19 protein-coding genes, 1 tRNA gene and 3 pseudogenes are annotated in these 20547 nt (G+C 67.0%); 10 read left to right on the top strand and 13 right to left on the bottom strand.

Annotated features, from left to right (window positions below):
- Window positions 1-515 precede the first annotated feature (515 nt).
- The 3 genes from MMF93_RS22840 to MMF93_RS22830 all read right to left on the bottom strand — a co-directional run bounded on the left by MMF93_RS22840 (window position 516) and on the right by MMF93_RS22830 (window position 5260).
- The gene (locus MMF93_RS22840; protein ID WP_242754391.1) at window positions 516-2714 is read right to left on the bottom strand and encodes a hypothetical protein; all 2199 of its coding nucleotides are present in this window, start codon (window positions 2712-2714) and stop codon (window positions 516-518) included.
- Window positions 2715-4431: 1717 nt separating this feature from the next.
- Complete coding sequence (locus MMF93_RS33755) at window positions 4432-4614, bottom strand: hypothetical protein (protein ID WP_423835504.1); 183 nt, start codon at window positions 4612-4614, stop codon at window positions 4432-4434.
- Window positions 4615-4942: 328 nt separating this feature from the next.
- On the bottom strand, window positions 4943-5260 hold the full coding sequence (locus MMF93_RS22830; protein ID WP_242754389.1) for a bifunctional DNA primase/polymerase: 318 nt from the start codon (window positions 5258-5260) through the stop codon (window positions 4943-4945).
- Window positions 5261-5640: 380 nt separating this feature from the next.
- Between MMF93_RS22830 and MMF93_RS22825 the strand changes: the two genes are divergently transcribed.
- Complete coding sequence (locus tag MMF93_RS22825) at window positions 5641-6891, top strand: NsdA family TPR-like regulatory protein (protein WP_242757721.1); 1251 nt, start codon at window positions 5641-5643, stop codon at window positions 6889-6891.
- A 792-nt stretch (window positions 6892-7683) separates the two neighbouring features.
- Here MMF93_RS22825 and MMF93_RS22820 read toward each other — a convergent pair.
- A complete protein-coding gene (locus MMF93_RS22820) occupies window positions 7684-8580 on the bottom strand; it encodes a phosphotransferase family protein (protein ID WP_242754387.1) in 897 nt (298 codons plus the stop codon).
- 143 nt (window positions 8581-8723) lie between these two features.
- On the opposite strand from MMF93_RS22820, the gene MMF93_RS22815 reads away from it, so the two are divergent.
- Together MMF93_RS22815 and MMF93_RS22810 are read left to right on the top strand one after the other, a co-directional pair.
- A tRNA-Ser gene (locus MMF93_RS22815) sits at window positions 8724-8784 on the top strand.
- 166 nt (window positions 8785-8950) lie between these two features.
- Window positions 8951-9131 (top strand): annotated as a pseudogene (locus MMF93_RS22810) (2-phosphosulfolactate phosphatase); the annotation flags it as partial.
- A gap of 668 nt (window positions 9132-9799) precedes the next feature.
- Here the strand turns inward: MMF93_RS22810 and MMF93_RS33400 are convergent.
- The 5 genes and pseudogenes from MMF93_RS33400 to MMF93_RS22795 form a co-directional block, all read right to left on the bottom strand.
- Window positions 9800-9934, bottom strand: a complete 135-nt coding sequence (locus tag MMF93_RS33400; protein ID WP_274709496.1) for a hypothetical protein — start codon at window positions 9932-9934, stop codon at window positions 9800-9802.
- Between the two features lie 567 nt (window positions 9935-10501).
- Window positions 10502-10636 (bottom strand): hypothetical protein, encoded by a 135-nt coding sequence (locus MMF93_RS33395; protein WP_274709495.1) that lies wholly within the window; start codon window positions 10634-10636, stop codon window positions 10502-10504.
- A 193-nt stretch (window positions 10637-10829) separates the two neighbouring features.
- Window positions 10830-11057: a hypothetical protein gene (locus MMF93_RS22805; RefSeq protein WP_242754385.1), complete on the bottom strand. Its 228-nt coding sequence runs from the start codon at window positions 11055-11057 to the stop codon at window positions 10830-10832.
- Between the two features lie 388 nt (window positions 11058-11445).
- Window positions 11446-12315: pseudogene (locus tag MMF93_RS22800) on the bottom strand (universal stress protein); the annotation flags it as partial.
- 250 nt (window positions 12316-12565) lie between these two features.
- On the bottom strand, window positions 12566-12805 hold the full coding sequence (locus MMF93_RS22795) for a chaplin (RefSeq protein WP_242754383.1): 240 nt from the start codon (window positions 12803-12805) through the stop codon (window positions 12566-12568).
- A gap of 263 nt (window positions 12806-13068) precedes the next feature.
- On the opposite strand from MMF93_RS22795, the gene MMF93_RS22790 reads away from it, so the two are divergent.
- The 5 genes from MMF93_RS22790 to MMF93_RS22770 all read left to right on the top strand — a co-directional run bounded on the left by MMF93_RS22790 (window position 13069) and on the right by MMF93_RS22770 (window position 16149).
- Complete coding sequence (locus MMF93_RS22790; protein ID WP_242754381.1) at window positions 13069-13470, top strand: rodlin; 402 nt, start codon at window positions 13069-13071, stop codon at window positions 13468-13470.
- A 336-nt stretch (window positions 13471-13806) separates the two neighbouring features.
- Entirely contained in the window at window positions 13807-14043 is a 237-nt protein-coding gene (locus tag MMF93_RS22785) for a chaplin (protein ID WP_027735637.1), read from the top strand.
- A gap of 184 nt (window positions 14044-14227) precedes the next feature.
- Window positions 14228-14818, top strand: coding sequence for a chaplin (locus MMF93_RS22780; RefSeq protein ID WP_423835503.1), 591 nt, complete (start codon window positions 14228-14230; stop codon window positions 14816-14818).
- A 504-nt stretch (window positions 14819-15322) separates the two neighbouring features.
- On the top strand, window positions 15323-15601 hold the full coding sequence (locus MMF93_RS22775) for a hypothetical protein (RefSeq protein WP_242754377.1): 279 nt from the start codon (window positions 15323-15325) through the stop codon (window positions 15599-15601).
- Between the two features lie 137 nt (window positions 15602-15738).
- The gene (locus tag MMF93_RS22770) at window positions 15739-16149 is read left to right on the top strand and encodes a rodlin (protein ID WP_242754375.1); all 411 of its coding nucleotides are present in this window, start codon (window positions 15739-15741) and stop codon (window positions 16147-16149) included.
- Between the two features lie 89 nt (window positions 16150-16238).
- Here the strand turns inward: MMF93_RS22770 and MMF93_RS22765 are convergent, their stop codons facing one another.
- Complete coding sequence (locus tag MMF93_RS22765) at window positions 16239-16694, bottom strand: hypothetical protein (protein WP_242754373.1); 456 nt, start codon at window positions 16692-16694, stop codon at window positions 16239-16241.
- A 280-nt stretch (window positions 16695-16974) separates the two neighbouring features.
- Here MMF93_RS22765 and MMF93_RS22760 point away from each other — a divergent pair, with 280 nt between their 5' ends.
- Entirely contained in the window at window positions 16975-17475 is a 501-nt protein-coding gene (locus MMF93_RS22760; protein WP_242754371.1) for a DUF5949 family protein, read from the top strand.
- Between the two features lie 299 nt (window positions 17476-17774).
- On the opposite strand, the gene MMF93_RS22755 is transcribed toward MMF93_RS22760, so the two are convergent.
- Window positions 17775-18347, bottom strand: a complete 573-nt coding sequence (locus MMF93_RS22755; RefSeq protein ID WP_423835502.1) for a carboxymuconolactone decarboxylase family protein — start codon at window positions 18345-18347, stop codon at window positions 17775-17777.
- 28 nt (window positions 18348-18375) lie between these two features.
- On the opposite strand from MMF93_RS22755, the gene MMF93_RS22750 reads away from it, so the two are divergent.
- Window positions 18376-18891, top strand: coding sequence for a MarR family winged helix-turn-helix transcriptional regulator (locus MMF93_RS22750; RefSeq protein ID WP_242754369.1), 516 nt, complete (start codon window positions 18376-18378; stop codon window positions 18889-18891).
- 75 nt (window positions 18892-18966) lie between these two features.
- Here MMF93_RS22750 and MMF93_RS22745 read toward each other — a convergent pair.
- Window positions 18967-19155 (bottom strand): annotated as a pseudogene (locus MMF93_RS22745) (Hsp70 family protein); the annotation flags it as partial.
- A 190-nt stretch (window positions 19156-19345) separates the two neighbouring features.
- Window positions 19346-20455 carry a ferritin-like domain-containing protein gene (locus tag MMF93_RS22740; RefSeq protein WP_423835501.1) on the bottom strand — a complete coding sequence of 370 codons (1110 nt, stop codon included), beginning with the start codon at window positions 20453-20455 and terminating at the stop codon, window positions 19346-19348.
- Between the last annotated feature and the right edge of the window lie 92 nt (window positions 20456-20547).

Genomic DNA, 20547 nt, shown 5'->3' with positions numbered 1-20547 from the left:
CCCCTCGTAGCTGTGACACTCTCAGGGCCAATCTGCTTCGTCATCCTCGCCCTGATCGCGCTTTCGGGCAGTTCACCCGGAGAACGACCCGCGATCCTTAGGGCTCTGGCTGAGGTGCTTCGAGCCGCACGTGGAAGGCGTCGGTGACCGACCCAACCGCCGTGGCTCAAACTTTCTCTACGTCTTCAAGGGCTCGCTCCGCTCGCCGCGCGGCCCGGCTCGCCGCCGGGCCGACGCTCCTGTCTTCGCCCCGCTCCGGCCCGGCCGCCGTTCCGCGCGCGGGCGCCAGCCAGAAGAGAGGGAAGGCGCCGGCAGGACCGGTCGGCTCCACGGCTTTAGGCAGCCACCTTGGGGCGAGCCTCTAAGATCGGGGGCTCACTTCGGGCTATTGCGGGCAGGTCAGGAGACTGCCCGAGTCGCGGGAAGCTTACGAGCCCCCGATCTCTCGCCCCAAGCCAGCTCCAGCCCAAAGCCGCTCCACCGACCTTACGACGGGAAATCCCAGCACCCATCTTCTATTCTTTTGCGTTGATACTTTCAAGCACCTCTTGCTCTACCAGGGCGACCCCACCTTCAGCGATCCTCCCCCTCTCTGACTTAAGCCGATTCACTGTGTCTCTGATCTTCCTGCGCAGCACATATCCGGGCAGATTTCCATGCTCCACCCGAACTTTCTCTACCACCTGCATTATGTGCGGCGATACCCCTTCCAAGAATGAGACATCCAGCATTACCGGCAATTCGTGGCGCATGTCATTTGAGACTTGCGCGCGGAGAGGCCCAAGCTCCAAGTACCTCAAAAGGAAGTCCGGACTCATCACGGGGGGCGAAGGGGGATCTTGCACAAGCCTCTCCTTCAGAAACCCGTGCATCTTGAAGGCAGTACCGTCAAGAGTAAGCCACCAGGAATTGAATCCCAACGGGCTACGATTTTCCCTCCTTCGCCTGTGAACCACACCCAGATAGCATTCCACGTCATGATTTACCAGCACCTGGATGGTTGCAGGCGAGAACTTCTGAGTCCTCCGTGCCCTAGCTTCGTACCAAATCTCCTGGACAGCACCCCTGATCTCTACATCTACCGCCTCAGCTTCGTCATGTAGATCCTTTACACGAACCCCATGAACCTCTTCAAGGTATTCCAATACATCCTCAATCGGTTGCTCCGTACCTCGAAAGCGTTCCAACCAACTTCCCAATGCGCCGGCGGGTTCCCCGCTAGCCGCATGTGCTGAAGCAAGGAAAGGAACGTCCCCGTCCCATGCCTTCCCCTGCCCCACGACGCGTGCGTATGCGAGGGACCTTCTCATGTGAGAGGAGAGCTCTTCCACAACGCCTCTCGTGACACGCAGCGAGATGCCGCAGGTTCGCGCAGCTTCCAACATGCGCGTATAGGATCTGTCTTTCTCCTCCGCCAGATCCTCTGCCACTACTGGAAGAATCAGGTTGGCATCGAGCCAAATAGTGCCACCGCTGAATAGTTTGACCACTGTTTTCTGCACATCAGGCGTGGCCTGCAAGAGCGAGAAGAGGGTATAAGATTCTAGGCGACCACGCATATACTCACGCACCGCCCCCGTTGAGTCGCTAATAATCGAGGAAATCACATAAGAAACGATTCTTCGAGACTTCCCTGAGGGCTTCTTCGCCATTGCGCGAATCGCACGTTCAAGCATCGGCTCAATGCTTTCCGACTGATAATCAGACACTCTCGATGTGATGAGAGCTTCTGCAAATGACTTACCTCGTTCGAGAAGAATCCGATCGAGCGTCATCTCAACAAGATCGACAGCACTTGCGGACTCGGAGGACGACAGAGATTCTCCCTCCATGGCAGCCATATCGAGCACTCTACTTTGCACCGCATCCTTGAACTCTTGTTGAATCAATACATACGAGCCCATCTTTTCCCGTAGCCTCAAAACCGATTCGTGAGATAGGCAGAATTCGTCTGCTCGGGCCCAGTGGCGAATCGCCCCCTTGGAAAGACGCTTCAAGGAGCTGTCAATAGCGACGTTATAATCGCGACCTGCAGGGAGCATCCGCGAAACGCGTTCATGCACATCGGAACGCGACATGCGATTACCGGAATCCGTCTGGCGCAGAGCCGCTCTGACAAGCGAGTCGAAGCCGACTTTAGTGAGCCCCTTATGCCGATCTTCATCACCATAATTAAGCTCTAGGAAAAAGGCAGCTTCTCGCTCCTCATCGGATGAAAGAGACGGAAGTGAACGCGTACGGGAGAGGGCGGCAGCAGCAAGGGGGTCGACTTTGATTCTTGCCAGTGACTCGGCTGCCTCTTCTGTCTGTGAGTGCAGGTTTACCCGATCCAGAAACCATCCTCTATCCCAGACATCGAGAGAAAGCTTATATTCCCTCCTCAACCTCCTCTTTGCTTCGTCCACCTTTGTGCCAATCTCTTGATTGGTGACGTAGATGAGTTCTCTGGCATCGGGTGTCGTCGTTGCTAGCCTCTTGGCTGTACGTAGGATCTTTCCCGCATAGTCCGTGGTTACCGAGTATTGAAAGATAACCGCACTGTCGTCAACGGATGAGTAAAGAATCGCATCCCTACCACCATCGCCGCCCACTGATGCCACTGTTCGCAGTTCGCCAAACTCAATGACAGCAAATGCGGAGGCCAATTGCTCGAACAGGAATCCGTCATGAGACGAAAGTTGCTTGAGAGCTAGCTCAAACCGATCGCGGTTCATTCGGTACTCCAACGCTATACGGTAGGACGTTCTTAAGTGGTATTGATAGATTTTAGACGTACATGAGGGGCTAACGGTTGTATGCCGTAGGTCTCAGCTTGGTCTCTGAGCCCAGCGTGTCCTCTGAACACGAGAGCCCCTGCCCAGACGCACACCAAGATGATCTGAGAGTCGAGCAGGGTAGAGGAGGCACACTGTTGACGCCCATTCTGACGCCAACAACCCCGTACCTCTGCGCCCCTGAGTAGCCATCAGCGGCCGGTGGCGCCCAGTCGAAGGTCGATCTCAAGGCTTGGCCGCCGTCTGGGGGTCAGTGCAGTACAGCAGCGAAGTACAGCAACTCCACCCAGCGTTGGCAGTCGCTGGCCCCTGTAGTCGCCGCTCGTGCGACCGCTCCGACCGTAGATGTTTGAGCTGTCCACAGCTTGTAATCAGAAGGTACTGTGCAGAGGAAGCACTCCCGGACGGCCAACGCGTCAGCCGCTGAGAGCAGTACATCCCAACCTTGGCCGCCGGTTCCCCTGCGGGCCCACGGACACCAACCGGAGCAAGCTCCATGCCCCCAGTGAGGAGCGTGCGCCTCAAGCGCTGCTGTGCCCAAGGCGCTGGGGGTCGTGCTCACACGGCTTGCGCGGTTCGTAGCCACCTGGGACGCCGGCACCAACCGACTCCCAAAATGGGAGGGCGTCCCGATCGTGTCCGCCCAGGGTGTGCCAAGCCACCCCCGGATTGTCAGCGCGCAGAGCTGCGAGGCCAGCACAGGCCAGGCCACATCGCAGGTACTGAGGTGCGGTATACGGCCACACCACCCATCCCCGGCGGCATCGCCTGCACACCCAGTAGGTGACCGCGAAAGCATTGTCGTCGTCCAGCCCAGCCGCTCGTACGCGCCAACCTTCGCGCTCGTAAGCACCGCATCTCCGGTCCTTCCATGGCCCAGTGCGGCCGAACTCCCCGTCAGTGAGCTTCCAAAGAAGCTTCCGCCATGCCCTTCGGGCAGCAGTGAACCTCATCTCCTGCGCTCGACGTGCCAACTCCCGAGCTGCAGCTTGAGCGTCACCGTTTGAATCCATGGCCCGACACTTCCCCGGCCGTAGGCGGACGAACAGCTGAAGGCTGGGCAGTTTCAGCCGAGACGCAGCTTGGCGGCCCTGCCTGCCCCGTCCGGGCTGCGGCGCTGGGGCGCCGGTCCCGGCGGGGACAGTCGGGCCGCCCGCAGTGCCGCAAAGGCAGCGGCTGGGCGCCAGCCCCGGAGTCACCGCCACCGCATCCACATAGAAGCCCCGCACACAGGCCGCCGGGTGGGGTGGGCAAGCCAGCATGCCGGGCCGTTCAGGGGTGGCCGAGCTACGCCGCCGAAGCGGCGGGCGGGGCTTCACCTCCGTCAGAGGGAGATGCGTGACGGGCCATCTCTCCACAGAGAGGCCGGCCGTCAGGGCTCGGGTCAGCAGCTCGACAGCCGCTGGGTGCACTTCGCCGAGACTGACGACCCCTTCACCGAAGACGTTCACATCCGCGCGCAGCCCGGGGAAGTCGTCATCCAGGCCCAGAACCCGCAGCGTGTCCGCCAGCACATCGGCGCCCCGCTTCCCGTCCTGCCACCCTCGTACATACGGCACGCCCGGCCGCAGGTCCTCCGCGCTCGGTGCGCACACGCCCCGCCTGTCCGTCACGTCTCTCACCCTCTGCCGCTCGTTCTACCGATCCGCTCGTTGTCTCACTGGCCGCCGTCGACGCTGCGGGTCATGTGCGGGCACTCCAGCGCCAGGCCCAGCAGCTCAGCCACGCGTTCCGCCGCCTGCGGTCCGATACGCCCCAGGTCGATCACCCCGTGCCCGAAGGCGTTCAAGTCGGCCCGGAGGTAGGGGAAGTCCCGTCCCATGCCAGCCGCGATCAGCACGTCCCGCAGCGAGGCCACTGCCTCCGCGCCGCGTACCACTCGCTGCTGTCGATCGGCGACCAGTTTGCGCTGTCCGGGAAGCCACCGTGTTCAGCGTTCACTTGTCCACCTCCACGGGCTCGACGGGCCGCCTCTCGACTTCCAGGCGCTCCTGCTCGTACCGCTCCGCCCGTTCCACCAGGGCCGACGTCGCAACGAACATCGCTGCCAGGGCAGCGACCCGGGCCGGCGTGGCCTCCGGGCGCCGCACGGGAGCCCGCAGCCACGCGTACCGGTCCCCCGTGAGCGGCATCGGCCCCGGAACGACGACCACAGAACCGGTGTCTAGTTAGCGGTACGCGAGTGGTCCGGAGTCCTCGTTGATCAGCATCCGCGCGAAGCGCTCCCGCTGACCGGACGGCAGGAAGAAGCCGGTCAGCTTCGCGGAACGATCCAGCATGACCGGGCCCATGGGCATGCCGTGGCGCGCCAGCTGTTCGAAGGTCTCCATGCCGATTCGCTGGCCGATCACCACGACGTCGAAGTAGCGGCCGGCCGCCAGCGCGTAGGGAGCCCGCGGATCAGCCGCCCAACGCTCCCGGCACTCCTGCGGATCATCCGCAGAGGCGGAAAGCCATTGGATGCCGCGCTTGGTCATCATCTGCACGCTGTCTCACCTCAGTTGGCCTGACCGGCGGCCGGTTGGCTGCCGTAACGCCACCCTCCGACGTAAGCCGCTGACCTGAGGAGATGACGAGAGGTGACGGGGGATGACGTACCCGGCGAGACCGTGTCACCCCCCCGTCACCGTCGCGCGGGAGGGATAAGGCGTGTCAGAACGCGAGACACGAGCGGGTTGCGTTGCCTACCTTCAATAAGGACGACCAGGCCAGCAGGGGGAGGGCGGTCACTACGGACTCGAACCAGGCTTTCGGAACCCGGCTGCGAATCGCCCGCAAGGAACGCGGGTGGGGCCAGGGGCGCCTGATCATCGAGATGCGCCAGGCCGCCGCTCGAAGGGGCGAGACGCTCCCTGCTGACGCCAGCGTGAAGCGCCGGATCGCGAGTTGGGAGAACGGGCACAGCACGCCCGACGAGTTCTACGGCCCGTTGGTGTGCGAGGGGCTCGGGCTGACGCCGGCCGAGCTGGGCCTGAGCCACCTTGCGGGACAGGACGCCGCGTTGTTGAAGGCTCGCTATCCGCCCACGCCTGAGGAGGCCTTTCGGGCCGTCGACCAGCTGTGGCGGGCCGACCTTCACGGGTACGAGCCACTTCTCCTCTCAGAGACCTCCCAGCCCGCGTGGAACGAGGCATCGCTCCGATGGCTGGTCGCCCCCGAGGCGACGTTCCCCACAGCGCAGGGCACCAGCGTCCGGGTCGGCCTTGCCGACGTCGATGCGGTGAAGTCCACCAGCGACTTATTCGCCGAGCTCGACGACCGGTTCGGAGGCGACCACGCCCGGCAGTCCGTGGTCCAGTACCTCAACCGCGAAGTGGCTCCCATGCTTACAGGGCAGTACACGGACGCGGTCGGCCGGGCTTTGTTCTCCACGGTGGCGGAGTCAACGCTCCTGGTCGGGTGGATGTCATACGACGCTTGCCACCACGGACTCGCTCAGCGGTACTTTCTCCAGGCGCTCAGACTGGCCCAAGACGGAGACGACCGCCGTCTTGCCGGGAGCATCCTCTCCGCGATGAGCCACCAGGCCACTTTCACCGGCAACTTCACCGAGGCTGCGACGCTTGCGCGCGCAGCACGTATGGGGATCTCAGGGGTCGCGACGCCAACGCTGATGGCCCAGTTCCACGCGATGGAGGCCCGCGCGCTTGCCCGTACGGGTGACACACGCGGCTGCGAGGTTGCGCTCGCCGAGGCGACGAGATTGGTGGACAGCAGTAATTCGGACGACGAGCCCGAGTGGATCACGTACTTCGACCATGCGGAACTTGCCGCCGAGGCTGCCCACTGCTTCCGAGACGTGGACAACGCGCGGAAGGCCGTCTCCCAGGCCGAGAACGCGATGAGCGGCAGCCACGTCCGGAGCGATTTCTTCGCCACCATGGTTCTCGCCGACGCGTATGTGCGTGCCGGGGAGCCGGAGGAAGGCTGCCGGGTGGCGCTGGACGCTCTCGACCTTGGAGCTCAGCTCAAGTCGAAGCGGTGCGCGAGCTACCTTGCGGAGTTCCGCGAGAACCTGAAGGAGCTGGGGGAAGCGAGCGTAGTGCGCGACTTCCACGAACAGGCGGCTGAACACCGTCTGTGGCAGGCAGCCCGAGACGTCAAGCTGCCACACTGACATGCTCAGCTGGTTTCACCGATGCCCCCGGCGGGGCTCGGCATTCCGGCGAATCCGCGCAGAGCGCTACACCGTTCCCTGGCACATTATTTTCCTTTGCAATGTTCTTGCGCATACCTCATGAGCGCTACACGGCGTTTGTGTGCTTCTGCACTCTTGTCCAATGTGTTCGGCCGATCTTGCTTGCCGTAGAATTCCAGCGTTTCCGCTGCGCTCTCGGCACTAACGCCGCGGGAAATTGAGCACATCCTTTCACGGACCTGCGGGGATAAAGCATCCCATTCCCTCTCCACGGCACCCTGTATGGACCCTCCTGCGGTTGGTTTGGCTGACACCACCTCTGAGTTTCTCTGGGCATCTTCATGTCCCCCACAGGCCGACAAGGCAAGGGCGGCACTAACCAGCACACCAGAGATGCCTAATCTATTCATCGCTCCTCTTTCTTGCTATCAGCCGACACGAAGATCACCCCGCACCGTCGAGCTTCCGTACAAGTGCCAAGACCTGAGCGAGACGGCCTCTACTGCTTGCACTGCTTGCAGGATTTGAGGCCCTGTTCCTTTGCGTCGTCCTCAGACATTGTCTCGCGCCCGCCATATGTCCCCGGCTTGCCGTTGAGCGCCGGGCACTCCGGGTCAGTGTGGTATGCGTATCGATGCACTCCGATACGAACGTGAACCTCAGACATGTCGCCTCTTCTCACACTTCCCGGCCCTCATGACTCACACATGCTCGTCCCTGCCGGTGTCGCCACACGATCAACGAGCACGTTCTCTGAGGGCAACGGCTCGTTCAGAACGGCTGCCAGTCGCGACGGCTGCCGCCCGTGCGGATGTCCTGGACGCGGCGCGGGAACTCCTCCGCGGCCCGCTCGTTCGTAGTCACCTGCTGGCCGAGCCAGAGCGTCATCATCAGCTCTCGGACGTCAGCGAGGACCGGGTACCCGGGCCAGTTCATGAGGTCGAAGCCGTAGTGGTGGACGAAGGACTCGTACTCCGCGCGTGTGTGCCAGCCGAAGCGCTCGTAGTAGAGCGAGGTCAGGACGAGGTCCCACTCGCGCGGGGCCAGGGCGAAGCCGTCGAGGTCGATCAGGATGGCTTGGCCGTCGCGGTCGCGGAGGGCGTTACCGACGTTGGCGTCCCCGTGGATCATGCCGAAGGGGAGGACGAAGTCCAGGCGGTCGTACTCCTTGCTCAGCCGTTCCGCGCGCGCTTCCAGGAATACGCGATCATCGTCCGTGACCACGTCGAGCGCTCGCAGTCCGTCCCGAACTTTGGCAACCGGATCGAAGTACGGAAGGCGCAGCGACTCCGGTTCCTCCAGCCAGTGCAACCGGCGGAGCAGGTCGGCCAGCTCGTCGAGGCGGGCGTACTCCTCACCGTCCTGGGCGTTCTCCCAGTACGTGACGACACGGCCACCGATCAGAGCCGGCTGTTCCACCCCGGCCACCACACGCGTCGCGGGGAAGTCCTCCGTCTCCAGCCAGCGAGCGACACCCACGGCCCGCTGCATGCTCTCCAGGGCATCCGAGTCGCGAGCGATGCGGACGACGACCGGAGCCGACGCCAGCCGGTAGACGGCGTTGGAGCCGAGGCGCAGAAGCTCAGCGCCGGTGGCGTCGAGTCCCGCCGAGTGGCACGCTTCCGTCAGTACGGCGCCGGCCGACTCCGCGGTGAACTCTGCCGCCATTTGGTGCCCCTCCCCGCCTGGTGATCACGACCGACCGTACAGGCGATCCCTTCCCCTCCACAGCCCGCCGGGCACCTCAACGCGGCGTATTCACGGCGTGGGACCGACGCCAGCACACGCCTACAGCACTCTGACCAGGCGCAACCCCACAGACCAGCCCGGCCTCCGGAGCCGTGTGCGCAGGTTCGAATCCTGCCGGGGGTACTTTGAACGAAGTACCGAAACGCCCTGTGGCCAGGTTGGATGCTGGTTGCGGGGCGTTTGTCGTGAGGGCAGGCAGATGCAGCTGACCAACGCCGACAGCGGTCCGGTCTCCTGCCCGTCTGAGGACAATCGGCGCTGGCACCCGGGGTTGAGCCACTGGAGCCCTCTCGCTGAGTCGCTGGGCGAAGTCCTAGCCCTCAAGGCTGCACATCCGGGTTGGGTGGCGCTCAAGGACGGGCCGCCCACGCCAGGGATCCATGGTCAACTCGTCGGGCCCGCTGCGGCCCGCTGACCTCGGCGAGCGCGCCATCGTGCAGAAGACCACGGCGGGGACGGTCGGCGCCCTCCCTCATGATGCGCGTCCATGCGTCGTACCTTCGCTGACCGACGCAGCGTCGGTCTGATCGCCTCTGATCGTCGGAGAGGTCCACCTCGCACCGGTGGTCAGGGCAGCCGCAGGTGGCTGCCATCCTCTTGTGAAGCCCGTTAGCCCGTCGTCTGGCAGCTGATGCTTGGCATCCGGCCATGGACCGGAACGGACCGGCACGTCACGGCTCCAAAACGACTGAGACGCCGGCTTTCAGCCCTCTTTCCGCGCCCCGGACCGCCGCCTGGGCCTGCTGGCCCGGGCTGCGGTCGTCGACCCTCGGCTTGCCCAACGCGGTGGCGACGTGTTCATGGAGGACGTGCCGCCTTTTTCGAAGCTCGTTCGTCGATCCGCTGATCCAGTCGACGACGTCGGGGGCGAGATTGAACCGGGTCGGGGGAAATCGGTGTTGGGGACCTCCTGGAGGAAGGCGTACTCCTGCGTCTCTCAGGCGAAACGGAACTCGTGCCAGCGACGCCGCAAATCGCATTCATCGGCGGCGTACGTCGCCGTCAGCAATGCGAAGACGGTCAGGGCGACCGCCCATGTTGGCCTTCTCGAAGGCCTGGCAAACAGCCTGACACGGGGCGTACTTGGTCCAGAAAGTGGTACAGGTCGGAGAAGCGTATCGAGTCATCCCCCAGGCCCTCACCTCGGGAGTTGACCACCCCCGCGCGAGGGCGGGATGAACCGGATCGCCTCCTCCCCATCCTCCTTCTCGTCGAGCGCCTTGACCATGCCGTCGTAGAACCACCCCTCGACCTCGCGCTTGCGCTGGGCCACAGGCCCCGAGTGCGCTCGGGTTCACCCGACACCTGCCCCCACCCGGCCCACCGAGCCGTACTCGCCCTCCCCCGCACTGCCCGAGCTTCTGCGCTCCGGCCTGCCTCCCTCTTGGTCGTTTTGGTGACATCGGGGAAGGCCAGTCGGCACCGGTGCGTGCTGCGCACGCAGACGCGCGCCGTACGGAGGTTCCGGCTCACCTTCTCGGAGTACACAGCGGAGGTGCGCAGGCACAGCGGCGGGTTGGGCACTCAGGCACCAGGTGAGGGGGCGAGTGCGATCGCCCGGGTGCTCCGAGTATGCGACCACAGTCGGACGGTCGTGCAAAAGATGACGATGACTCTTCGACGAGCGGCGCGAGTTGGGGCACGTGTCCCTGCACAGGAGGCCGACGAGGGTTCGACTGACGGAACAGGCGTCAGCGGCCGCTCAGCGTGGTTTCGGTGAGGCGGGGGTCGGGAAGCGGTCGGCGGCACGGAAACAGCCGGGTTCCAGGTGCAGGGGCGGGGCCGGGGTATGCGTCATAGTCGTGGAAAGACCCCTGATCACGCGCGTGGAAGCTCGGTTTCAGCCGGCCGGGACGGTCGGGCGGGGGTCGTCCTCAGCCGCCGAGGCATGGGAGCGCTGACTGATGTACCCCGCCCTTGCTGTCTGGCCCATCACCGTCACTCTGGTCACCGCCCTGGTGGCCTTCATCGTCATGACCGTTCTTTCCTTGGCAGGCACCCAACCCGCCGACCGGCCCGCGATCCTCCAAGCCCTCGCTGACGTCCTCCGCGCTTTCCGGGGCCGGGGCCGGGGCCGGGGCCGGGGCCGGGGCCGGACGAGGGTGCGCGGGCAGGATCGGGGCCCGGGGACCGAGTGAACGTCGCTGACCCTCTCGCCGTCACGACGGTCAGGGCGCGGGTTCCTCCTCCTCGGCGTCGGCCACCGCCTGGAGCTGCTGGACGTATCCGGGGGTCCAGCCGGTGACGTCGGCGATGGCGGAGTGGACGCCGGTGGGGTCGTCAGGGTCTCGGAGCAGAGCAACGGCCTCCGCCTGGAGGTCGAGGCCCGCCGCGTTGAAGGCCTCCTCCGCCTCGCGGTAGCGCTTCGCGGCCAGTTCCAGCTTCGCGGTGTCCATGGAGGAATGGTCGCCTACGAAACGTCAGGGAGCCAACGTGCCCGCGTCGCTGCGCGGGTCGACATCGACGGCCCGTCGACGATGTCGCCGACGTCGACGCGCCGTCGGCCTCTCTCCCCCGACCCGTCAGCCCGTAGCCGGGAGACGACGCCGGCAACGGCGGTTCCCGTCTGCGGTGTTCAGTTCAACAGTCCGCCGGGCCCCCAGCGCTACCGCCGCGACCACCACCGCCATGACCAGCGCCGCCATGCCTCCCGCCGTCGTGACGGTGCCACCGGCCAGGCCGGTCCTCACCGCGCTCCTCGTGCCCGCGCTCGTGCCCGTGCTCATGCCCATGCCCACGCCCGTGGCCACGCCCATGCCCATGGGCGTGCCCGTGCTCGCGATGCGCCCGTACGACCGCCACCGGGCACTCGGCGTGGTGGAGGACGGCCTGGCTGACGGAGCCGAGAAGCAGTCCGGTGAAGCCGCCGCGGCCGCGGGCTCCTACGACGAGGAGCTGGGCGTCCTCGCTCGCCGAGAGCAACGCTTGCCGCGTGTACTCCTGGACGAGGCGCGGCGTCACCGTCACGTCGGGGTACCGCTCCTGCCAGTCGGTGAGGGCCGCGGACAGAACACGTTCCTCCTCCGCGCGGAAGAGGTCGACGTCGTAGTAGGTGGGCACCTGGATGCCAGAGCCCGCAGCGACGGGGCCGCTCCAGTTGTTCCAGTTGTGCATCGCGACGAGTTCCGCGCCGCGCAGCGAGGCCTCTTCGAAGGCCCACCCGACGGCGGGGTCGCCCACGTCGGAGCCGTCCACTCCGAGCAGCACCGGGCCAGTGGGGCGCTTCCTTCCTCGCGTGACGAGAACGGGGCACTCCGCGTGCGCGGCCAGGTAGACGGCGACGGAGCCGACGAGCAGTCCGGTGAAACCGCCGAGGCCCCGGGTCCCGACGACGACGAGTGCGGCGCCGCGGGACTCGGTCGTCAGGACGGAGAGCGGGTCGCCGCTGACGACCGCGTGCGTGACCTCCAGGGCGGGTCGGGAGCTCTTCGCCCGGGCGGCTGCCTGTTCGGCGGTCTTGTGGGCGAGGTTGCGCAAGCCGCCCTCCGGTGGGCCCATCACGGAGGGGCCGAGGGGGACCTTCATCGTCGGCCAGACGAACGCGTGGACGACGTGCAGCGAACCGCCACGGAGTTCGGCTTCCCGCGCCGCGACGTCCACGGCTTCCAGGCTCGAGGCAGAGCCGTCGACGCCCACCACTACGGTCCCGGTCACGGCCGCGCTCCCTTCCGGGACCGCGCTCCGCGGCGCTCCGCCTGCGCACGTCCCATCTCCAGGGATACCGCCCGCCGTGCCGTACGGCAGTAAGGGATGGCCCGAACGGGCGGCCGGATGACCGGACGGCCGCGGACGGACGTCGGGAGGGAGGGCGGGCCCCGCCGTGTCGCGCCGCTCCGCCGGGCGACCCTCCCCTGGGCGAGACCGGGCGAGGGGGCACCGCCGCGAGCGGCGGCGGCCCCGGTGGTCAGGCGTTGATGCCGCGGTTCCCGAACGCCGGGTTCAGTACACCGACGACGTCGAGAGTGTTGCCCACGACGTTCACCGGGATGGTGAGCGGCACCGAGGCGTCATTGCCGGTGACCACGCCGGGTGAGCCGGTCGCGCTCCCGGCGGCTCCCGCGTCGGCGAAGGCGGGCGCCGAGGCGGCTCCGACGGCCGCTCCCGCGGCGGCGAGGGTCCAGGCGGCCTTCTTCGTGGTCTTCATGTGTGCTCCTCCGCACGGTTGTTGGCGGCACCGGGCCGGCGCCGTGGCCTGGTGAACGCGTGGGTGCGGGAGCGGGCACGGCTTCGGTGGCGCTTCCGCCGATCGGCCGATGAACCACCCGCGCGGGTGGAGTTGTCACCCGGAACGATGAACCGACGTTTGGCGCGCGTCACTCGTCGTCCGGGTGAACGTGCGCAACCAACACCGTGCGGCTCAGTTGTCCAGTGCGCTCCGCGTCGAGCTCCACTTCAGGAGGACTATCAATGATCAAGAACGCGCTGGCCACGGCCGCCGCCGCGACCGCCATCGTCGGCGTGGCGGCCCCGCAGGCCTCGGCCATCGGCAACGACCAAGGCACCACGACGGTCAACGGCAACGGCGCGGACCAGATGTACGGCAACTCCGCGACCTACGGGAACTGGAGCCCTCAGTTCGCCCTGATCCAGGGTTCGTTGAACAAGCCCTGCATCGGTCTGCCGCTGAAGGGCAACGCCGGCTCGCTGGTCGGCCTGGTCAACGTTGCCGTCCAGGACGTCAACGTGCTGTCCAACCCGCAGAACCAGCAGTGTGTCGAGAACTCCACCCAGGCCAAGGGTGACGAGCCGCTCTCGCACGTTCTCAACGACCTTCCCATCATCTCCGGGAACGGCGAGGACAACCGCTGAGGCGGACTCCCGCCGCGATCTGAGGCGGGTTCCCACCGCGACCTGAGCGGAACGCGGGCAACAGGGCCCGGGGCACACACGCCCCGGGCCCTACGCCCATGTGCGGGTGGTTCCGACGGCGGTACGCACAATCGTTTCACCACCACCTGCGAGTGACGGAACCGACTCGGACATTAGGCCATCCGAGGGAGAGACCGGGGAATTCGGCATAACTCGTGTCGTACGGATCGCGGCCTCGTTACGAAGGACGACAGCGGAGTTGCGGGCGATCAGCCAGCACTCGTGGACATACGAAATCCGTGGTCCAGGGAAACCCGCTTGAGAAAGGACTCCCACGTGAAGTACACGAAGGTCGCGACTGTTGCCGCCGGCACCCTGATGGCCCTGGGCACCGCCGCCGCTCCGGCTCTCGCCGACTCGGGCGCCCAGGGCGGCGCCGCGAACTCCCCCGGTGTCATCTCGGGCAACGTGATCCAGGTTCCGGTGCACGTGCCGGTCCAGGTCTGTGGCAACACGATCGACGTCATCGGCCTGCTCAACCCGGCGTTCGGCAACACCTGCGTCAGCGACTGACGTCCCCCGCCCTCGTGTGCGGGAACCAGTTCGGACCGGCTCCGGTGCGTTGGGCGTCGAGCCCGCGCACCGGAGCCGTCCGGTTTCCCACGGCGCGGACCGGGGGGACGTGAAGTTCAGCGTGTCCGCCCCGTCCGCACCTTCAGCAACAGACTGAGAGCAGGAAGAGACCATGCGAAAGGTCTTGAGCAAGAGTCTCCTGACCGCGGCCGCCACCACAGGAGTGCTCGCCAGTGCGGCCGGGTACGCACAAGCCGACGCGGGAGCCGGTGGTGGCGCCGCCGGCTCCCCCGGCGTGCTGTCGGGCAACGCCGTACAGGCTCCGGTGCACGTGCCGGCCAACGTCTGCGGCAACACCGTCAACGTCGTCGGTGCGCTGAACCCGGCGTTCGGCAACTCGTGCGTCAACGAGCCTTCCGGCCACCACCACGCCCCTCCGCAGCACCACGAGCCCGAGGAAGAGCCGAAGAACCCCCCGCAGCGGACGGAGGAGGAGCCGCCCAAGCAGGAGGAGAGCACGCCTGAGCGCACTCCTGAGAAGCCCGCCGAACCGGCGGAGGAGCCGCGCGCACCGGAGGCCGAGAAGCCCGCGGTGCAGGCCGACGCTCCGGTCGAGAAGGCCGCTCCCCAGGCGGCGCCTCAGCAGGAGGAGAAGGCGCCCGAGATGCTGGCCGAGACCGGCGCGGAAGGCCCCTGGGGCGCCGCGGCCCTCGGCCTCGGCGCCCTGCTGGGCGGCACGGTGCTCTACCGCCGCGCGGCGCGGAACCGGGTCTGATCCCACGCTCGAAGGCGCCCCTGACGCAAAGGCGTGCCTGACGAGAAGGCGCTTCGCGTCGGGAGACATCCCTCGCACAGAGACGTCCCCTCGCGGGAAGACGCCGGCACCCCTGAATCGCGGAACGGCCCCTGGGCTGTTCCGCGATTCTGTGATTCCAAGGACCTCATGCCGGGCTGTAGCCACCGCCCGCGAAAGCCGGGTGCGCGCCGCGTTCACGCGCTTTCGCGCTCCCTCGCCTCGGTCTCGCTTTCTCGCCTTCTCACGTTCGCACGTTGGCGCGGTCTCGCGTTCCTGTGCACCTCGCGTTCTTGTGCACCTCGCGTTCGTGGGCTCATCAGTTCGTGAGTTCGTATGCCCAGGTGATCGCACTTCGGGGTTCACCTCTGCGCGCCTTTTTCGCCTCTCTTCGCGCATGCGCGCGTCCCTCGTTTCCGGCCGCCGAGTGGGTCGTTAGCAGGGCGCCCTGGAACCTCCGACAACTTCCGGGAGAAGAAGCACCCCATGAAGTACATGAAGACAGCCGCCGCCCTCGCCGGTTCCGTGATGGCTCTGGCCGCCGGTGCGCCCGCCTTCGCAGCGCAGCCCGCCGCAGGGCCGAACTTCAGCCTCAACGGTTCCCTCGACCAGGCTCTCGCCAGCGGCGAACTGCTCGCGCAGCCCCCGGTGGGTGTCGCGGGGCCGCAGGTGGACGCCCTCAAGGACGCCGTGGGCAACACCCTGCGGGACGGCGAGCTGACCAGCGACCGGAATCTGCTCGGCGGACTGCCGCTGACGAAGTGAGCCGGATCGGCCGACCCGGTTTTCCCCGGTCACGGAATACTCACCATTCAGGTGAAAAAGAACAACTCAGAGGGCGGTCGACAGTTGAACCCGGCGTCCCAGACTTCCGCACTCTTCGAAGAGGAACGGTAAAACCAATGATGAAGAAGGCTCTGTCCACCGCCACGGTGGCCGTCTCGCTCGTCGGTATGTCCGCGCTGGCCGCCCCGCAGGCGTTCGCGACCGGTAACGACACCGGCACCACCACGGTGAACGGGAACGGTGCCGACCAGAGCATGGGCAACGCCGCCACCTACGGCAACGGCAGCCCGCAGTTCCAGGCGGTTCAGGGCACCCTGAACAAGCCCTGCGTCGGCCTGCCGGCTGACGTCAACGTCGGCTCCGTCGTCGGCCTGGTCAACGTGGCCGTCCAGGACATCAACGTTCTGCACAACCCGCAGAACCAGCAGTGCTCGGACAACTCCTCGCAGGCCAAGGGCGACGACTCCCTGTCGCACATCCTGGACGACATCTCGGCCCTGTCCGCGAACGGCGAGAACAACAACTGAGCCGGCGGGCCACGCGCCCGTCGCGCACCACACGGAAGAAGCCACCGGCAGCCGGCCGGTGGCTTCTTCCGTGTCGGCACGGCCGGGGGTCAGCCGGGCAGCGCCTCTGTCAGGGTGCTGGTCACCGGCCCGACGAGCGGCAGCTCACCGAGCGAGGCCCCGCGCGCGAGGGGTCCGGTGAGAGCCGCGGTGCTCACCGGCTTGAAGTCGGCGACCTGAGTCCCCACGGAGTTGTCCAGCGGGTCCGTCCCGGTGTTGGCCAGCGGGTTGAGCTGGAGGTCGTTGACCGTCTCGAGCGTTCTCCCCAGCGCGACGCCGGTGCCCCGTGTCGTCTCCTTGACGGGAGCCGCCAGGCCCTTGCTGACGGCATTGGCCGCAGTGTCGCCGCCGCCGCTCTGTGGCGCCTTGCTCCCCTCCGCGGCCATCGCGATGGGTCCCCCCGTGCCGAGAGCCACACCGAGGGCCGTCGTGAGCAGTCCGGCCCGCATCAGGACACGGGTACGGCGAGCGGGTGCCTTGTGGCGGGCGTGTGCAGAGTTGAGCATGTGTCACCACCGAGTAGGAGTCGCACGGAGCACGGAACACAGCACTCGAAGACGCGTTGTGACCGTGTAAGCGCACACGGTAGTCGAGCCCCCGTGTGGTGCTCCAGCCGCGCACCGACCCCGAGTGGCGCCCTCGCGGGCCGGGACGACGGGTGTCAACACGGTGGCGACGCACGCGTGACCGAGCGTGCCCTCGGGGGCGTGTTCGCGTCTCCACGGTGGTCATTCAGGGTGATTCCGGGACGATGAACAGCCTCTTGCGCCGCTAGGGTGCCGATCCATGACTTCCCCCCAGGCCGCCCAGAGCGGCACCCAGCAGCGCGACTTCGGAACCCTCACCGTCCTCGGCTGGGCCGGCGAGTACGGGGACGGTCGGGACATGGCTTTTCTGCTCGTCTACTCGCTCGGTGACGGCGCCGGGGGCCGGGCGGCGACGGTCGCCGCGATGCACAAGCTCGCACAAGAGGCGGGACTTCCGGTGGGGACCGAGGCGGTGGACGCGGCCGCGGCGGGACGGCGGTTCCCGGTGACGCTGATCGTCGAAGGCGGCCAGGCGGCGCTGACCATGCCGAAGCTGACGGCTCAGTATCCCGCCCCACCGGAGTGGGTCGCCGCCGCACGGGAACGGGGGCAGGTCTACTTCATGCTGGCGACCACGCCGTGGCCGCAGGCCCCCTCGGGCGCCGCCGTGGGCGAGCAGGCGCTGAGGGAGTACGTGAGCGAGGAAATGATGTCCTCCGCCGCACACTGTCTGCTGCCCGTACGGACTCTCGCGGGCTGACCGCACGGGCGCCCGTCCGGTGGACCACGGGTCGAGCCCTGAGAGGGCCGCAGCGTGGGCCACAGGGGCCCGCACGGTGAGCCACAGAGTCGGCCGCAGGGTCCGCACGGGGCCGCAGAGTCGGCCGCAGAACGTCCGCACGGCGAGCCGCGCGCGGGTCCGTTCGGTGCGCAGGAGAGTGGGCCGCCAGAGGGGCTCGCGGGGTGAGCCGCAAACGGGTCCACCTTGTGCGGCGCACAGAGGCGCCGGAAGACCTGCCCGACCCCCGCCCGACGGTTCGGACGGGGCCGGGCCGCGGATCACGCACGAGACTCCAGCTGCGGGTCGACGGGGGCGCCGGTGAGCCGGTTGGCCAGCGTGGAAAGCGTGTAGACGCCGATTCCGAGAACGACTTCGAGGGCCTGCTCGAGGGTGTGACCGTGACCGAGGAAGGTGTCGAGTACCTCGCGGTCGACATCCCCCGCACGGTCGAGCACCTCGAGCGTGAAGGCCCGGACGGCCTCCAGTCGTTCGTCGGAGAGACGCCGCCCGTCACGCAGTGCCCCCACCAGCTCTTCGTCCGCTCCCAGCGCGGACAGCTTGCGGGTGTGCATCAGAACGCACACCCGGCAGTCGTTGCGGGTCGCGACGGTCATGATGACGGTCTCGCGGGCCAGCGGATCGAGGGTGGTGGCCTCGAACGCGGCGCTCATCCTCGTGAACGTTTCAAGAGTCCGCGGGGAGGTGGCCAGGCGCGCCACCGCGGAGGGCAGAAAGCCGAGCCGTCGACTCGTGGCCTCCATGAGTGGGCGGGAGGCGGCCGGGGCGCTTCGCGGGGTGAGATCGCTGAACTCGCTGGGCTCGGTGCGCGTGGCGGACGTCGCTTCAGGCATGCGGAAGGCCCCCCTTAGGGTAGTCAACGTGGTTGTCGAAAAGAAAGTAAACCAGGTTGTCGACCCTGTCGAGGGGGACCCCTCTCAGCGGTGGGGGTTCGAGTTGCCGTTGCTGCTGTTCGCCGGATTCCGCTCTCTCATCGACCAGTTGCACGAGGAGCTCGCCGACCACGGCTACCCAGACCTGCGCCCTGCGCACGGTTTCGCGATGCAGGCCATCGGGCCGGACGGAGTGACCGCGAGCGAGCTGGGACGGCGACTGGGGGTCTCCAAGCAGGCGGCGGGCAAGACCGTCGACCGGCTCGCGGCCGTGGGCTATGCGCAGCGGGTCGCGGACTCACGAGACGCGCGGCGCAAGCTCGTCCGGCTCACTCCGCGCGGGCTGGACGCGCTGACGCTCTCGGCTGCCGTCTTCCAGGAACTGCGCGGCCAGTGGGCCGAGCGCCTGGGTACCGGGCGGCTGACCGAGCTGGAGGACGCGCTGGAGAGCGTGGTCGGCCCTGCGGGGTTCCGGCTGGATGCCGCCGGGTGGTTCGGCGACTGACTCACGGCCGCGAGCGCCTCATCCGCCCGAGGCGGGACCGCCCTTCGGTTCGTCGCTGCCGGTCTCGTGCCCCGCGACCTCGAAACGGGTCTCGGCGGGGACCGCGCCGTCGTCCGTGTCGGCAAGCAGCCGTTCCATCTGGTGGACCCGTTGCCCGGCCTGGTTGCGGGCCTCGGCGGCCTCGCGGCGCTTGCGGTCCTCCCCCGCGTACTGCCCGGCCTCGCGCATCATGCGCTCGATGTCGTCCTTCGACAGGTCGAGGCCGTGCTCGCGTCACCGGCCCTCTTGGCCAGTTGGCCACCCGGCGTTGGCGACGGCGCCGGGCACTCCGCCATCCAGGACGCTGACGACCGAGTTCCCCGCACCGAGAGCGATCCCGCCAGCGCGTGCCATGACCGTCCTCCTTCGCCGGTTGCCGTGCGGGCCCTGGCCCGACGCGCGGGGCACCAGCCGGCTACGGGAGAGCCCTGCCCTCCTCGATGGCTTCGGCCACCTCCGCGGTCCGTTCGGCCTCCTCCGCCGCGAACCGTTCGGCGTCCAGCTTCTCGGCGATCTGCTCGTCCTGGGCCATCAGCAGGTCGAGGTTCTGGTTGCCCATCTCGAAGACGCCCATATCGAGGTAGGCGCGCTGCAGGCGCTCGCCCCACAGCCCGATGTCGCGCACGCAGGGCACGATGCGGCTGAAGAGGAGCTTGCGGAAGAGCTGGAGGTATTCGGACTGCTCACTGAAGACGTCCGCCTCGGCGCGCGGTATGCCGAAGTTCTCCAGCACCTCCGCACCCTTGAGGCGGTCGCGCATCAGGTAGCAGCCCTCGATGACGAACTCCTCACGCTCGCGCAGTTCGGCGTCGGTGAGCTGCTTGTAGTAGTCGCGCAGCGCCATCCTGCCGAAGGCGACGTGCCGGGCCTCGTCCTGCATGACGTAGGCGAGAATCTGTTGGGGCAGCGGCTTGTCGGTGGTGTCGCGGATCATGCCGAAGGCGGCGAGAGCCAGGCCCTCGATCAGCACCTGCATGCCCAGGTACGGCATGTCCCAGCGGGAGTCGCGCAGGGTGTCGCCGAGGAGGGACTGGAGGTTGTCGTTGACCGGGTAGAGCATCCCGACCTTCTCGTGGAGGAACCGGCCGTAGATCTCCGCGTGCCGGGCCTCGTCCATGGTCTGCGTCGCGGAGTAGAACTTCGCGTCCATGTCGGGCACCGACTCCACGATCCGCGCCGCGCACACCATGGCGCCCTGCTCCCCGTGCAGGAACTGGCTGAACTGCCAGGAGGCGTAGTGCCTGCGCAGCTCGCCGCGCTCCGCCTCGTTCATCTTGTCCCAGTAGCGGGTGCCGTAGAGGGTCATCGCCTCGTCGGGGGTGCCCAGCGGGTCGTACGGGTCGACCTCCAGCTCCCAGTCGATGCGGCGCTGTCCGTCCCACTGCTTGTCCTTGCCCTTCTGGTAAAGAGCGAGAAGACGGTCCCGTCCGTCGTCGTACTCCCAGGAGAAGCGGGCGGAGCCGGAGGCGGGGACCTGCCAGAGGGGGGCGTCGGTTGCGTGCACATAGAGATCGTGTGTGGACACGGACATCTCCTTCGGTCACGGACTGCCCGGTATGCATGGGTTGTTGGCAGAGTCACACGCGTGTTACCGCGGGGTCAACAAGTGGTGCGCGG

Origin of the sequence: Streptomyces tubbatahanensis, from assembly GCF_022699385.1 — a bacterium.
In the GTDB taxonomy this organism is placed as follows: Bacteria; Actinomycetota; Actinomycetes; order Streptomycetales; family Streptomycetaceae; genus Streptomyces; species Streptomyces diacarni.
The sequence above is the reverse complement of the archived record's forward strand: the minus strand, read 5'-3'. Positions and strand labels throughout refer to the sequence as shown.

Bases quoted from the DNA above. Each gene is read 5' to 3' on its own strand.
- MMF93_RS22840 (WP_242754391.1), bottom strand. From the start codon at position 2,714: ATGAACCGCGATCGGTTTGAGCTAGCTCTCAAGCAACTTTCGTCTCAT.
- MMF93_RS22820 (WP_242754387.1), bottom strand. From the start codon at position 8,580: ATGGCGGCAGAGTTCACCGCGGAGTCGGCCGGCGCCGTACTGACGGAA.
- MMF93_RS33395 (WP_274709495.1), bottom strand. From the start codon at position 10,636: ATGACGATGAAGGCCACCAGGGCGGTGACCAGAGTGACGGTGATGGGC.
- MMF93_RS22805 (WP_242754385.1), bottom strand. From the start codon at position 11,057: ATGGACACCGCGAAGCTGGAACTGGCCGCGAAGCGCTACCGCGAGGCG.
- MMF93_RS22795 (WP_242754383.1), bottom strand. From the start codon at position 12,805: ATGAAGACCACGAAGAAGGCCGCCTGGACCCTCGCCGCCGCGGGAGCG.
- MMF93_RS22790 (WP_242754381.1), top strand. From the start codon at position 13,069: ATGATCAAGAACGCGCTGGCCACGGCCGCCGCCGCGACCGCCATCGTC.
- MMF93_RS22775 (WP_242754377.1), top strand. From the start codon at position 15,323: ATGAAGTACATGAAGACAGCCGCCGCCCTCGCCGGTTCCGTGATGGCT.
- MMF93_RS22770 (WP_242754375.1), top strand. From the start codon at position 15,739: ATGATGAAGAAGGCTCTGTCCACCGCCACGGTGGCCGTCTCGCTCGTC.
- MMF93_RS22765 (WP_242754373.1), bottom strand. From the start codon at position 16,694: ATGCTCAACTCTGCACACGCCCGCCACAAGGCACCCGCTCGCCGTACC.
- MMF93_RS22760 (WP_242754371.1), top strand. From the start codon at position 16,975: ATGACTTCCCCCCAGGCCGCCCAGAGCGGCACCCAGCAGCGCGACTTC.
- MMF93_RS22755 (WP_423835502.1), bottom strand. From the start codon at position 18,347: ATGCCTGAAGCGACGTCCGCCACGCGCACCGAGCCCAGCGAGTTCAGC.